Origin of the sequence: Pseudarthrobacter cellobiosi, assembly GCF_023913815.1 — a bacterium.
Taxonomy (GTDB): domain Bacteria; phylum Actinomycetota; class Actinomycetes; order Actinomycetales; family Micrococcaceae; genus Arthrobacter; species Arthrobacter cellobiosi.
On the sequence record NZ_JAMXBK010000025.1, the window covers coordinates 177,054 to 190,879 of the forward strand.

14 protein-coding genes are annotated in these 13,826 nt (G+C 66.5%); all 14 read left to right on the plus strand.

Annotated features, from left to right (window positions below):
- Nucleotides 1-464 precede the first annotated feature (464 nt).
- Nucleotides 465-1,442: a hypothetical protein gene (locus NG701_RS12760; RefSeq protein WP_252567980.1), complete on the plus strand. Its 978-nt coding sequence runs from the start codon at nucleotides 465-467 to the stop codon at nucleotides 1,440-1,442.
- Between the two features lie 132 nt (nucleotides 1,443-1,574).
- Entirely contained in the window at nucleotides 1,575-2,708 is a 1,134-nt protein-coding gene (locus NG701_RS12765; RefSeq protein ID WP_252567982.1) for an Rv3626c family coenzyme F420 biosynthesis-associated protein, read from the plus strand.
- 96 nt (nucleotides 2,709-2,804) lie between these two features.
- Nucleotides 2,805-3,875 (plus strand): tRNA lysidine(34) synthetase TilS, encoded by a 1,071-nt coding sequence (gene tilS / locus NG701_RS12770; RefSeq protein WP_252567984.1) that lies wholly within the window; start codon nucleotides 2,805-2,807, stop codon nucleotides 3,873-3,875.
- A gap of 30 nt (nucleotides 3,876-3,905) precedes the next feature.
- Nucleotides 3,906-4,457 (plus strand): hypoxanthine phosphoribosyltransferase, encoded by a 552-nt coding sequence (gene hpt, locus NG701_RS12775; protein WP_056347981.1) that lies wholly within the window; start codon nucleotides 3,906-3,908, stop codon nucleotides 4,455-4,457.
- 95 nt (nucleotides 4,458-4,552) lie between these two features.
- The gene (locus NG701_RS12780; RefSeq protein ID WP_252567986.1) at nucleotides 4,553-5,635 is read left to right on the plus strand and encodes a LacI family DNA-binding transcriptional regulator; all 1,083 of its coding nucleotides are present in this window, start codon (nucleotides 4,553-4,555) and stop codon (nucleotides 5,633-5,635) included.
- A 105-nt stretch (nucleotides 5,636-5,740) separates the two neighbouring features.
- A complete protein-coding gene (gene ftsH / locus NG701_RS12785) occupies nucleotides 5,741-7,807 on the plus strand; it encodes an ATP-dependent zinc metalloprotease FtsH (RefSeq protein ID WP_252567988.1) in 2,067 nt (688 codons plus the stop codon).
- 10 nt (nucleotides 7,808-7,817) lie between these two features.
- Nucleotides 7,818-8,462 carry a GTP cyclohydrolase I FolE gene (folE, locus tag NG701_RS12790; RefSeq protein ID WP_111907501.1) on the plus strand — a complete coding sequence of 215 codons (645 nt, stop codon included), beginning with the start codon at nucleotides 7,818-7,820 and terminating at the stop codon, nucleotides 8,460-8,462.
- 10 nt (nucleotides 8,463-8,472) lie between these two features.
- Entirely contained in the window at nucleotides 8,473-9,393 is a 921-nt protein-coding gene (gene folP / locus NG701_RS12795; protein ID WP_252567990.1) for a dihydropteroate synthase, read from the plus strand.
- Between the two features lie 11 nt (nucleotides 9,394-9,404).
- Nucleotides 9,405-9,764 (plus strand): dihydroneopterin aldolase, encoded by a 360-nt coding sequence (gene folB, locus NG701_RS12800; RefSeq protein WP_252567992.1) that lies wholly within the window; start codon nucleotides 9,405-9,407, stop codon nucleotides 9,762-9,764.
- Nucleotides 9,761-10,300 (plus strand): 2-amino-4-hydroxy-6-hydroxymethyldihydropteridine diphosphokinase, encoded by a 540-nt coding sequence (gene folK, locus NG701_RS12805; protein ID WP_252567994.1) that lies wholly within the window; start codon nucleotides 9,761-9,763, stop codon nucleotides 10,298-10,300. The genes folB and folK overlap by 4 nt, the downstream gene beginning before the upstream one ends.
- A gap of 3 nt (nucleotides 10,301-10,303) precedes the next feature.
- Nucleotides 10,304-10,837 carry a DUF3180 domain-containing protein gene (locus tag NG701_RS12810; protein WP_252567995.1) on the plus strand — a complete coding sequence of 178 codons (534 nt, stop codon included), beginning with the start codon at nucleotides 10,304-10,306 and terminating at the stop codon, nucleotides 10,835-10,837.
- Complete coding sequence (locus NG701_RS12815; protein ID WP_252567997.1) at nucleotides 10,818-11,330, plus strand: PH domain-containing protein; 513 nt, start codon at nucleotides 10,818-10,820, stop codon at nucleotides 11,328-11,330. Before NG701_RS12810 ends, NG701_RS12815 begins: the two co-directional genes overlap by 20 nt.
- The gene (locus NG701_RS12820; RefSeq protein WP_374208687.1) at nucleotides 11,327-12,943 is read left to right on the plus strand and encodes a PH domain-containing protein; all 1,617 of its coding nucleotides are present in this window, start codon (nucleotides 11,327-11,329) and stop codon (nucleotides 12,941-12,943) included. Before NG701_RS12815 ends, NG701_RS12820 begins: the two co-directional genes overlap by 4 nt.
- Nucleotides 12,936-13,826: a Rossmann-like and DUF2520 domain-containing protein gene (locus NG701_RS12825; RefSeq protein WP_252567999.1), complete on the plus strand. Its 891-nt coding sequence runs from the start codon at nucleotides 12,936-12,938 to the stop codon at nucleotides 13,824-13,826. Before NG701_RS12820 ends, NG701_RS12825 begins: the two co-directional genes overlap by 8 nt.

Consider the following 13,826-nt stretch of genomic DNA (forward strand, 5'->3'; position numbering starts at 1 on the left):
CGCATTAGCGGTGCCTGGCAACACCGTTCGTGCGAGTCCTGACCGCTGTTATGCGGGCAGGATCTTTTAGGAGCACGTACTTGCGGCGCGGCGGGCGGAAAAACAAGTACCGGCTACTCGTGACACTTGACGGAGGCCAGCCCTAGGCTCAACCACACGAGGGGCTCCGCGTTTGGCAACGCAAAGAACATCCGCCGTCGAAACGTCATGAAGGGGTGAGGCTGGTGTCCATTTCCGATCAAATTCCGTGATGCCGCCCCGACCCACTCCCGCCAAGACGCGGCACGGCATGACCTTGGGCTTGAGGCCGCGCGTTCGGCGGCTCGCCGCGCTCCGTAGGGGACGTCTTCGGATCGCCTCAGGCCCGGCGCGGTTTCGACAGCGCTGCCCCTCGGTGAGCTCCGAAACGGGGCGCCCGTGGCAGTTGCTGAAAGCAATAAATTCCGATAGCGAAGGCCACAATCATGCTCCAGCCAAGTAGGCGACTATTAGCCCTCAGTTCCGCGTTCACGCTGCTTCTGGCGATGTCGACTGTGGCGTCGTGCGCGGCGCCGGTTGCCGGGCAGGCGCAGCCCAGCTCCACCGCCACTTCGGAGCCGGCATCGCCGTCAGGGTCACCGACGCCGACAGCGACGTCGCAGGCGCCAGAGCTGTGCGGGCCAGGGTCTGCGGTCAATTTCGACAAGACGGCTTTCCAGAGCTCTCCAACGATCGACAACAAGTGGTTTCCGCTGAAGCCAGGCACAAAGTACACCACCACCGGCACGGTCCAGGCTGAAGATGGCACCACCGAGCGGAGGGTCACACACACCGTAACTGGCCTGACCAAGGTTATTGACGGCGTGAAAACCCTGGTGATGTGGGACCGCGACTACGAGGACGGGGCGCTGGTTGAATCGGAGCTTGCCTTCTTTGCCCAGGATAATGCCGGAGCGGTTTGGCTCTTCGGTGAGTATCCCGAGGAGTTCGAGAATGACAAGTTTATCGGGGCCCCCAACACTTTCATCCACGGGATTTCGGGGAGCCAGGCCGGAATTGCAATGCAAGCGCGGCCACGGACCGGCACGCCGGAGTATGTTCAGGCTCACGCGGCTTCAGTGGGTTTCCTCGATTGCGCGCGTGCCTACGAGGAAAACGTAGCGCTATGCGTCCCCACCGGCTGCTACGGAGACGTGCTGGTGATTGATGAGCACAATCCGCTGGAACCGGATGTAGGCCACCAGCGTAAGTTCTATTCAGCCGGCACTGGGCTGGTAAAGGTGACAGCCGAGGGTGGTGTGAAGCAGGAAACCCTGGACCTCGTCAAAATCGAACAGCTCACCGGCGCCCAACTTGCCGACATCAATAAACGAGCACTCGAGCTCGACCGGCACGGATATGAGGTCAGCAAGGACGTCTATGCCGACACGGCTCCTGCCGAAGTTGCCACGAAGACTCCGTGACGCGAGTGAAGGACAGCGCAACCGGCCGATTTCTGAAACGAACTACAGGGGCAGGTCACCGGATGCCCCGAGTCGTTCGCCGGTCAGCGAACTTAAGGACCATCCGCCGTCCGCTGTGATGTGATGGGGTCTATGGAGTCCACTGCGCGTGATTCGTCAGCCCCGGCATCATCCAGCCCGGCCCAGGCCCTGATCAACTGGGACCTGGCCGCGTCCACGGCCGCCCGGCTGGCCTCCGCGGGGCCCACCCTCAACTCGGCGGAAATCGGCGAAGCCGTGGACAGCCTGCGCCGCTTGGCGGACGCCTCCGTCCCGCACGTCCACGAAATCACAGGCCTCGAAGCCGCACGCGACCTCCGCGACTCCGAGGTCCTGGTGGTTGACCGGGCCAGCTGGGCCAAGGCCAACACGCAGAGCTTCGCAGTGATGCTCAAACCCGCCATGGAAAAAATGCTCGAAAGCCGCCGCGGCAACGTCAGCCCGGCGGCGGCCAGCGTCAGCGGCGCCATCACGGGCAGCCAGCTCGGCGCTGTCCTGGCGTTCCTGTCCAGCAAAGTCCTGGGCCAGTACGATCCATTCGCCGCGCTCGCCGAAGGTTCCAAAGCGCCCGCAGCCGGCCGGCTGCTGCTTGTGGCGCCCAACATCGTGGCGGTGGAACGCGAGCTCAACGTCGCGCCGGAGGATTTCAGGCTCTGGGTCTGCCTGCACGAACAGACGCACCGCGTGCAGTTCGCGGCCGCGCCGTGGCTCCGCCACCACATGCTTTCCGAGATCGACAACCTCAGCGGGCACCTGCTGGGCAACGTTGATTCGCTGATGGAGCGCGCGTCGGCCGCCGCGCGTTCCCTCAAGGACCGGACCGCCACCGGCAATACGCCTGGCCGCGGCGCCATCCTGGACCTGCTGCAGAACCCCGAGGAAAAGGCGTCCCTGTCCCACCTCACGGCAGTGATGAGCCTGTTGGAGGGCCACGCCAACGTTGTGATGGACGCCGTCGACGCCAGCATCGTCCCCTCCGTCAGGACCATCCGGCAGCGCTTCACCGACCGTGGCAAGGACCGCGGCGTGATGGAGAAATTCATCCGCAGCCTCCTGGGCCTGGACGCCAAGATGCGGCAGTATTCCGACGGCGCCAAGTTTGTCCGCGCTGTAGTGGACGTGGCCGGGATGGAGGGCTTTAACCGGGTGTGGGAATCCGCGGACAACCTCCCCACCGAGCCCGAAATCCACGACGCCAAGCTGTGGGTTGACCGGATGGGCTTGTAGGTGCCGCACGCCCCAAAAGTGCCGGAAGCTCGCACGGCTTCAAGCGGACGACGACGGCCTGGCCGGCTCGCGCCCGTCGTCGGCAAGGCACGCAAAGTGGTCCAGAACGCCCTGGCGGACGCCGGCTATCCGGCGAAGGTGCTGGTGGCCTGCAGCGGTGGCCCGGATTCGCTGGCCCTCGCGGCGGTGGCAGCCTATTTTGCCCGCCGCGGCCACGTTGACGGGCACCCCCTGACGGTCGGCGCCGTGGTGGTTGACCACCAGCTGCAGGAGGGCTCGGCCCAGGTGGCTGCCGCCACAGTACAGGTACTGAGGGAACTGGGCCTTTCCCCGGTGGACCTCCGGACCGTTACCGTCGCCAGTACCGGGATGGGCCCGGAGGCCGCCGCCCGGGATGCCCGCCACGCAGCGTTGGAGGCTGCGGCCCAGGAGCACGGAGCCGCGGCGATCCTGCTCGGCCACACCCTGGACGACCAGGCCGAACAGGTCCTGCTGGGCCTCGCCCGCGGCTCCGGCACGCGCTCGCTGGCCGGCATGCGGCCTTCCCGCGGCCTGTTGCTCCGGCCGTTTCTGGGCCTTCGCCGCGCGGATACCCTGGAGATCTGCGACGTTGAGGACCTCGAGCCCTGGCATGACCCCAGCAATTCCGACCCGTCGTTTGCCCGCTCCCGGACCCGGGTGGAAGTGCTGCCGCTGCTGGAGGAAAAACTCGGGCCCGGGGTGGCTGAATCGCTCGCCCGGACGGCCTCCATCCTGCAGCAGGACGCCGACTATCTGGAGGACGTGGCAGATCGCACATTTGCCGCCTTGGCCGAGCGGTCCGGACCGGAGATCAGCCTCCCAGAGGAGGCCTTGGGGGAACTTTCCCCGGCCATCAGGTTCCGCGTCATCGCCAAGGCAGCGGCCGACGTCGGGGGCCAACAGCCCAGCTACCAGCGCCTTCTGGCAGCGGAAGCGCTCCTGCGGCGGCAGGGTTCCGCCGGCCCCGTTGAGCTGCCTGGCGGGGTGAGCGTGTACCGGCTATCCCTCGCCGAGCTGGCCCAGCGGGACGCAGCGGAAACGCGGCCCGGGACCCCGGACGGGCCCGACGGCGGCGCCCCCGTTCCCCGCGAAGCGGCCCGCTGTGGGAAGCTAGTATTCCGGCCTCAAAAACCGCCCCAAGAATAGTCGCACCCCGCATCTACACAGGAGCCATTGGTGGATTCAAACGACGTCCAGGCAGACCTCAAGCACGTTCTCTACACCAAGGAACAGATCCAACAGCGGATCGCTGAGCTCGCTGCGCAGATCGACAAGGACTACGAAGGCCGCGAAATCCTTCTGGTCGGTGTACTCAAGGGCGCTGTGATGGTCATGGCCGACCTCGCCCGCGCGCTCCACAGCCACGTTTCGATGGACTGGATGGCAGTGTCCTCCTACGGCTCCGGCACCCAGTCCTCGGGTGTTGTCCGGATCCTCAAGGACCTGGACACGGACCTGATGGGCAAGGACGTCCTGATCGTCGAAGACATCATCGACTCCGGCCTGACCCTGTCCTGGCTCAAGACCAACCTGGAATCCCGCGGCACCGCTTCCGTGGAGATCTGCACCGCCTTCCGCAAGCCCACGGCCGCCAAGGTGGAGATCGACGTCAAGTACGTCGGCTACGACATCCCCAACGAGTTCGTGGTGGGCTACGGCCTGGACTACGCAGAGAAGTACCGCAACCTGGACTTCGTGGGCACGCTCGCCCCGCACGTTTACGAGTAGCCACACCCGCCGAGATGGCAGTTCACGGCAGTCGCACCAACGGACACTGCCGTGAAATGCCATCTCGCTGCATTTAAGCGAACGGGGGAGAGTGGATGAGCAACAAAAACATTGGCATCAAGGACGTCGCAGCCGCCGCCGGAGTGTCCGTTACCACCGTCTCGCACGTCCTGAATGATGTCTCGTACGCGCGGATCAGCAGCGAAACCCGGGCGAAGGTGAAGTCTGCAGCGGCGCAGCTCAGCTACGGCCCCAACCGCTTGGCCCAGGCGCTCCGTACCCGGCGCACGGGGTTGCTTGGACTGGTCAGTGAGGACATCGCCACCACGCCCCATGCAGGCCGGATCATTCTTGGCGCAGACGACGCGGCACGTGCCCGCGGCTACAACCTCATGATCGTCAACACTTCCATTTCGGCCAGCCCTGGGTCCCGGAACGCAGACGTTGAGGGGCTTCTGGAGCGCCAGGTGGACGGCATCCTGTACGCCACTATGTACCACCGTATTCTGGATGTTCCAGGGAACCTCGGCACAGTCCCTGCTGTCCTGGTGGGCGCGGTCAGCAGTGGGTCAACCATCGCCGCCGTTGTCCCCGATGAAGAAGGCGGGGCCAAAACGGCGGTCACAGCCCTGCTGGCCGCCGGGCACACACGCATCGGCTTCCTGAACAGCACGGATGACGTGCCTTCGAGCCACGGTCGCCTCCGCGGATTCACGGACACTTTATCGGCGGCAGGGCTCGACGGCGCTGCCGCCCCCGTTCAAACCGGACCATCCGAGGTGCAGGGCGGCTACGAGGCAGCACTCAGGATGCTGCAGCTCAGCAAACCTCCCACCGGCATCTTTTGCTATAACGACCGAATGGCCATGGGCGCCTACCGGGCCGCGGCCGAGCTGGGGCTTTCCGTCCCCGCTGACCTGTCCATTGTGGGCTTCGATGACCAGGAGCTCATCGCCGGCAACCTCCATCCGGGCCTCACCACGGTGGCCCTGCCGCACTACGAAATGGGTGCCTGGGCCACAGGCGCACTGATTGACGCCATCGAAGGCAAAGTCGATCTGGCCGGACTTGAGCTGCATCCCACGGTTCTGGACTGCCCCCTGCTGACCCGGGGATCTGTGGGACCGCCGCGGATCCCGCTACGCCCAGAGGGAACTTTTGCGCAGCACCGTGCGTGAATTACTCCGAACGGTGTATAGCTAGTAGCTGATGCAGCACCACACGCGCGTAGACTCACTCGCCGTGCAGCACTACCAGGAGGGACGGGGCCAGCCCCCGAACAGATGAAAGCTAAGAGTTTCTTCAAGGGCCCGGGCATCTGGATCGTTGTTGTGATCGCCATGCTTCTCGTGGCTTTTGCAACACTGGCTCCCGGTGGTGCGGCACGGATCGATACGGACAAGGGCCTTGAACTCCTTGCGGACAGTGGCAAGGTTGAGCAGGCAAAGATCTTCGACGGCGAAAACCGCGTTGACCTAACCCTTAAGGACAACCTGGATGTCAACGGCCAGGACAAGGGCAAGAGCGTCCAGTTCTTCTTTGTCGATGCCCGCGCCGCCGACGTCGTCAAGGCCGTCACTGCCGCCAAGCCCGCCAACGGCTACACGGACCAGCCGATCGAAAGCAACTGGTTCTCCGGCCTGCTTTCGCTGCTTATCCCTGTCATCCTGCTTGGTGCGCTGTTCTGGTTCCTGATGACCCGGATGCAGGGCGGCGGCTCGAAGATCATGCAGTTCGGCAAGTCCAAGGCAAAGATGGTCAACAAGGACATGCCGCAGGTGACCTTCGTTGACGTAGCCGGCGCGGACGAGGCTGTGGAGGAGCTCCAGGAAATCAAGGAGTTCCTGCAGGAACCGGCCAAGTTCCAGGCCGTAGGCGCCAAGATCCCCAAGGGCGTGCTGCTGTACGGTGCTCCGGGAACCGGCAAGACCCTCCTGGCCCGGGCCGTCGCTGGCGAGGCCGGCGTGCCGTTCTTCTCCATCTCCGGCTCGGACTTCGTGGAAATGTTTGTCGGCGTGGGCGCGTCCCGCGTCCGCGACCTGTTTGAGCAGGCCAAGGCCAATTCGCCGGCCATCATCTTCGTAGATGAGATCGACGCCGTCGGCCGTCACCGTGGTGCCGGCATCGGCGGCGGTAACGACGAACGAGAGCAGACCCTCAACCAGCTTCTGGTCGAGATGGACGGCTTCGACGTTAAAACCAACGTCATCCTTATCGCTGCCACCAACCGCCCCGACGTCCTGGACCCGGCACTGCTGCGTCCGGGCCGTTTTGACCGCCAGATCTCGGTGGACGCCCCGGACCTGATCGGCCGCGACCAGATCCTGCAGGTGCACGCCAAGGGCAAGCCGATGGCCCCGGGCGTTGACCTCAAGGCCGTGGCGAAGAAGACCCCGGGCTACACCGGTGCGGATCTCGCGAATGTCCTGAACGAGGCAGCCCTGCTGACCGCGCGCTCCAACGCCAACCTCATCGATGACCGCGCCCTGGACGAGGCGATCGACCGCGTTATGGCCGGCCCGCAGAAGCGCAGCCGCGTGATGAAGGAACATGAGCGCAAGATCACCGCGTACCACGAGGGCGGACACGCCCTGGTGGCAGCCGCGCTGCGGAACTCGGCGCCGGTCACCAAGATCACCATCCTGCCCCGCGGCCGGGCCCTGGGCTACACCATGGTGGTCCCGGAGAATGACAAGTACTCCATCACCCGCAACGAACTGCTGGACCAGATGGCGTACGCGATGGGCGGCCGCGTGGCGGAGGAGATCGTCTTCCACGATCCCTCCACGGGAGCCTCCAATGACATCGAAAAGGCCACCTCCACAGCCCGCAAGATGGTCACCGAGTTCGGTATGAGCGAGCGTGTCGGCGCAGTCCGCCTGGGCCAGGGCGGCGGCGAACCCTTCCTGGGCCGCGACGCCGGGCACGAGCGCAACTACTCGGACCAGATCGCCTACGTGGTGGATGAGGAAGTGCGCCGCCTGATCGACCAGGCGCATGATGAGGCCTACGCCATCCTCACCGAAAACCGGGATGTCCTGGACCAGTTGGCCCTGGAACTCCTGGAACGGGAGACTCTCAACCAGGCCGAGATCGCGCACATCTTCACGGACATCCGCAAGCGTGACTTCCGCGAGGTGTGGCTGTCCAAGGAGACCCGTCCGGTCCAGAAGGCCGGCCCTGTGGAATCCCGCCTGGAGAAGTCTGAGCGCGAAGCCCAGGAGGAAGCCAAGCACGCCCGCCTCGAGGAACCGCTGGACGCGCAGCCGCTGCATCCGCAGGGTGTCCCGGATGACGCCGCGTTCCAGGGTGGCATCCCCGACTCGGGGCCTGACGCCTCGCACGGCTAAGCTTTCTTCTGTGACTCACTTCGACGACGACGACGCTCCCGCCTCCGCCGGACACCCGGCGGAGGACGGATCCCACCACAAAAAGCACGAGAAAGTGGACCGGCCCCGGATCGAGGCGGCCGTCCGTGAAATCCTCCTGGCCATCGGCGAGGACCCGGACCGCGGTGGCCTCGTGGACACCCCCAGGCGGGTGGCCAAGGCCTACGCCGAGGTGTTCGCGGGACTGCACCACGATCCCGCGGACGTCCTTTCCACCACCTTCGACCTGGACCACGAAGAACTGGTCCTGGTCAAGGACATCCCGTTCTACTCAACGTGCGAGCACCACCTGGTGCCGTTCCACGGGGTTGCCCATGTCGGCTACATTCCCTCCCACGACGGGAAAGTGACCGGGCTCAGCAAGCTGGCACGCCTCGTGGATATCTATGCCCGGCGCCCCCAGGTGCAGGAGCGGCTCACCACCCAGATCGTCGAAGCAATGGTCAGCCACCTCAAACCGCGTGGCGCGATCGTCGTTGTTGAATGCGAACACATGTGCATGTCCATGCGCGGTGTCCGCAAGCCCGGAGCAAAGACCGTCACCAGCGCGGTCCGCGGGCAGCTTCATGACCCGGCCACCCGTGCCGAAGCCATGAGCCTCATCCTCGGAAGGTAAGTAACAGACCATGGACTCACTCGCTGCAGCCCCGGGAACCGGGCCCGCAACATCTCCGCTGCCCATCCTGCGCAAACCGCGCCCGGCCGCGAAATTCGCGGACCTGCCCACCGGCCGCACCCTGGTCATGGGCATTCTGAACGTCACCCCGGACTCCTTCAGCGACGGCGGAAAGCACCCGACGGCGGACACCGCCATCGCGGCGGGCCTGCGGATGTTCTACGCCGGAGCGGACATCATCGATGTCGGCGGCGAATCGACGCGCCCCGGCGCGGAGGACGTCAGCCCGGAGGAAGAACAGCGCCGGGTGATCCCCGTCATCGAAGCCCTGGTCAAGGCGGGCGCCCTGGTCAGCATCGACACTACGCACGCCGCCACGGCCGCTGCTGCCCTGAAGGCCGGCGCCGCCATCATCAACGACGTTTCCGGGCTGACCATCGAACCGGAGATGGCCGAGCTCGTAGCCGCGTCCAAAGTGCCGTATGTCCTCACGCACCGCCGCGGCGACGCCCGCACCATGGGCTCCCTCGCCCAATACCAGGACGTCGCCGGCGAAGTGGTGGCTGAACTGGCCGGCGTCCGTGACAAGCTCTACGCAGCCGGGGTGAGCAACGAGCAGATCATCGTGGACCCGGGCCTGGGCTTCGCCAAGAACGACGCCCAGAACTGGGAGCTCCTGCAGCACCTGGACCAGCTGGACAGCCTGGGGCACAAGGTCCTGGTGGCCGCCTCCCGCAAGCGCTTCCTGGGCACACTCCTCACGGTCGCCGGCAAGTCCGCCGTCCCGGAGGAACGCGACGACGCCACGGCCGCCATCACCGCGATCAGCGCGTCCCGGGGGGCCTGGGCCGTCCGTGTACACAACGTCGGTCCCAGCCTTGACGCCGTCAAGGTGGCCGCGCGGATGGCCGCCGCCCCTACCACCACCTAGGCCGGGCACTCATGGACAGGATCACGCTGAGCGGTGTCACCGCCGTCGGCCATCACGGAGTCTTCGATTTCGAGCGCCGTGAGGGCCAGCCGTTTGTGGTGGACGCCGTGCTGCATCTGGACTTCGCCAAAGCGGCAGAATCCGATGACGTCCGGGACACCGCCCACTACGGCGAGGTGGCTGAGCGGATCAAGGGCTGGATCACGGGGGAGCCGCTGAACCTGATCGAGGCCCTGGCCGTCCGGATTGCGGATGGCCTGCTCGCCGAATTCACCATCCAGGCCGTGGACATCACCGTGCACAAGCCCAAGGCACCCATCGAAGTGCCCTTCGGCGATGTGGCCGTCAGCGTGCACCGGGAGAGGCCATGAGCGGCGGGTACATCAAAGCCGTCCTCGCCCTCGGCAGCAACCTGGGCGAGCGGAACGACACCCTGTCCGAGGCCGTTGCTGACCTGGTGGACCCGCCGGAGGTTCGCCTGCAGGCCGTTTCCCCGGTGGTGCAGACCAAAGCTGTGGGCGGCCCGGCCGGCCAGCCCGACTTCCTGAACATGATCATCACCGTGGAAACCACGCTGTCCCCGACGGAGCTGCTGAAGCACTGCCAGGCCGTGGAAAACAAGCACCTCCGCGTTCGTGAAGTGCGCTGGGGACCCCGGACGCTCGACGTCGACATCATCACTTACGGCGACCTCACCAGTGACGACCCGGTCCTGACCCTGCCGCACCCGCGTGCCGCCGAACGCGCCTTTGTGCTGTATCCGTGGTCGCTGATCGAGCCGGCGGCCACCCTGGGCGGGGAACGCATCAGCGAGCTGGCTGCCCGGGCCCCCGACTTTGACGATCTCGCCCCGTTCGACGGTTTCGGCGATTACGACGGCGTCCCCACAGCCGGGGCGGTCGAGTAACCGGTGAAGCCCATCAACCCTGTCCGTCTGCTGCTGATCGGCCTGGTCCTGACCGTGGCCGGCTGGTCCGCCACCGTGGTGACCACACGCTACAGCATGTCAACGCCGGTTCTTCCGGCCACCGCGCTGGCCACCATGGGCGTGATTGTCGCCATCACCCTGGTGCTTGGCATCCGTGTGCTCCGGTGGCGCAACAGCACCAAACGCAAAAAGGCGTTGGACCCGATTCTTGCCGCCAGGACCCTGGTGCTGGCCCAGGCGTGTGCTTATGCAGGCACCGTCCTGCTGGGCTGGCATGTTGGAATCTTCCTGGACCAGCTGCGGATCTGGAACCTGCGCAGCGACCAGGCCATCACCTGGGTGGCGGTCGCGATCGCTGCTGGTGGACTGGTGATGATCGTTGTCGGCCTGCTGGTGGAGCGGTTCTGCAAGATCCCGCCCGAAGACAGCGACGCCGCGCCCGGTGACGGGAAACCCGGCCGCGCGGCCCGCGGCGAAGCCGCGGGGGAAGGCGAATATGCGTACCGGGGCGATTGATCCGCCGGGCATTACCTGGCAGCGGGTATCCCCGAAATACGTCACCGTGCGGCTGGTGCAGTGGGCCATCGGGAACCTGGTCACGGTGATTGTCCTGACCCTGCCCCTCATCTTTGTCCTGCTCGGCTGGTGGCGGTGGCCGCCGCTGTGGCTGGCCATCACCGTCCCGGCGGTGATTCTGGTTCTGGCCATCTGGCGGCTGGTGCTGATTCCGCGCCAGGTGCGTGCCATCGGTTACGCCGAGCGCGACGATGACCTGCTGATCCGCGGCGGCATTTTCTTCCAACGGACCATGACGGTTCCCTACGGCCGCATGCAGTACGTGGACATCGGCGTGGGCCCGGTGGAACGCGGGCTGGGACTCTGCACGCTCAAACTCCACACCGCCTCGCCCGGAACCAACGCCACGATCCCCGGCCTGCCCGCTGCGGAGGGGGCACGCCTGCGAGAGCAGCTCGCCGCCCGCGGTGAAGCGAGGCTGGCAGGGCTGTGACGGCAAACGTTCCGGAGGCCGGCGCACCGAGTGCGGTTCCGGTGGCTCCCGACGCCGAGTGGCTGCGGGTGCATCCGGCGTCCCCATTTGTGCGCGGTTGGGTGGCCCTGGCGGCCATTGGTTTCTTCTTCGGACGGGACTTTTTCGAACGGTTGCTTCAGGGCCGTCCGCTGTTCGAGGAGGACTTCGCGGGCAGGGCACCCTGGCTGCTGGCCGGCGGCGGCATCGTCCTCGTGATGACCGTGCTGGGCTTCATCCTGACCTGGTACTTCACCAAGTACCAGGTCGCCGAAGGGTACGTCCGCGTCAACTCCGGCTTCCTCTTCCGCCAGCAGCGCCAGGCCCGGCTGGACCGCGTCCAGGCCATCGATATCGTCCAGCCCCTCCTGGCCAGGATCTTCGGCCTGGCCGAACTCAAGTTCGAGGTGGCCGACGCCGGTGAATCGGCCGTCAAACTGGCCTACCTGCGGATGGACGACGCCCGCCAACTCCGGGCCACCATCCTGGCGCGGGCCGCGGGCGTGCTCCCGGACCCGGCCCGGCCGCAGGAGGCCGCACCCGAGGCGCCCGAGTATCCGGTGCTGTCCGTGCCGCCGTCGCGCCTTATCGGTTCCCTGCTCCTCAGCGAGCAGAGCTTCTTTGTGGCGGTGGGCGGCATCGCCTCCGTGATCCTGTCCGCCGTGACGGACAACCGCGGCTTCTTCTTCTACCTGATCCCGGCAGTGCTGGGCCTTGCAGCCAGCTACTGGGGCTCCTTTAACAAGGGCTACAACTTCACCGCGGCCATTTCGCCGGACGGGATCCGGCTCCGCTACGGGCTGCTGGACATGCAGGCGCAGACGCTGCCCCCGGGGAGGGTCCAGGCGCTGAAAGTGGCCCAGTCGCCGCTGTGGCGGATCTTCGGCTGGTACCGGATCCAGGTCAACGTGGCCGGGTACGGCGCGGCCGGAAGCAACGGCGAGACGGCGTCCCGGACCACACTGCTGCCCGTGGGTAAGCTGCCCGACGTGATGTCCATGCTCGCACTCGTGCTGCCGGATCCCGGAACGCCGGAGCCCGGACGCATCTTCGCTGCCGGGCTCTCGGGGTTGGATTCCGACGGCGGTTTTGTCACCACGCCGCACCGCGGCAGGTTCCTCGCGCCGCTGGGCTGGCGCCGCAACGGCTTCGCTACCACTGACACTGCCCTGCTGCTCCGCTCCGGCCGGTGGTGGCGGGAACTGGTGGTGGTCCCGCACCAGCGCACCCAGTCAATGGCGCTGCACCAGGGTCCGCTGGCACGGCGGTTCGGTGTGGCGGACCTTGTCCTGCACACCACGGCCGGGCCGGTCTCGCCGCGGCTCACCCAGGCCGGGCTTGACGAGGCCCGGGCCCTTTTTGATGCTCAGTCCGCCCGCGCCCGGCTCGCCCGCAAGCGGCAGACCAGCGAACAATGGCTGGCAACGGTGGCGCCCGCTCCGGTCGTTGAGCCAGCTCCGGTGGTTGAGCCTGGGGCCACGACCGCAGGGTTCCCTGACCGAGCTCGCGAGGTTAGGGAGCGGTTGGGGAGCGAAACCCCGGTGGCTGAGCCTGTCGAAACCAGTCCCCAACAGGAAGGCCCGCAACGTGGCTAAGCCCGGGCGCCTTGGCGTCGGAATCATCGGTGCCGGGAAAGTGGGCGCCGTCCTTGGTGCGGCGTTGCGCTCAGCCGAGCACGCCGTCGTCGGGGTTTCCGCGGTGTCCGAGGCCAGCCGTGAGCGGGCGGAGACGCTGCTGCCCGGCGTGCCCATCCTGGAGATCCAGGAGATTGTGGAACGGTCTGAACTGGTGCTCCTGGCCGTGCCCGACGACGCCTTGGCCGGACTGGTGGACGGACTCGCCAAACTTGGGGCGTGGCAGCCCGGACAGATCGTGGCGCATACCTCAGGCAGGTTCGGCGTGGGGGTGCTTCGCCCGGTGCGCGCCGCCGGAGCCATCCCCCTTGCACTGCACCCCGCCATGACATTCACTGGCATGAGCCTGGACCTGACACGCCTCCTGGACTGCACCTTCGGCGTCACGGCCGATGCCGCGATGCTGCCCATCGCCCAGGCGCTGGTAGTGGAGATGGGTGCCGAACCCGTGGCCATCGCCGAAGGGGACCGGACCCTGTACCACACGGCCCTCGCCCATGGCTCGAACCATATGGTCACCCTGGTGGCCCAGGCTTCCCAGCTGCTCCGCGACGTTGGCGTCGACGCGCCGGAGCGGATGCTGGGGCCTTTGCTGCGGGCCACGCTGGAGAACGCGCTCGCCTCCGGCGAATCGGCGCTGACCGGTCCGGTGGCCCGCGGTGACGTGGGGACAGTGGCGGCCCACGCCGAGGCGTTAAGGGAGTACGACGCCGGTGCGAACGGCGATGTGCTGGAGGCTTACCTCGCCATGGCCCGCGCCACCGCGCGGCGGGCAAGCAGCCGGGGGCTGCTCAAAGAGGATCAAGTGGGGGCCCTCCGCGCGGCCCTGGAAGAGGGAAACTGA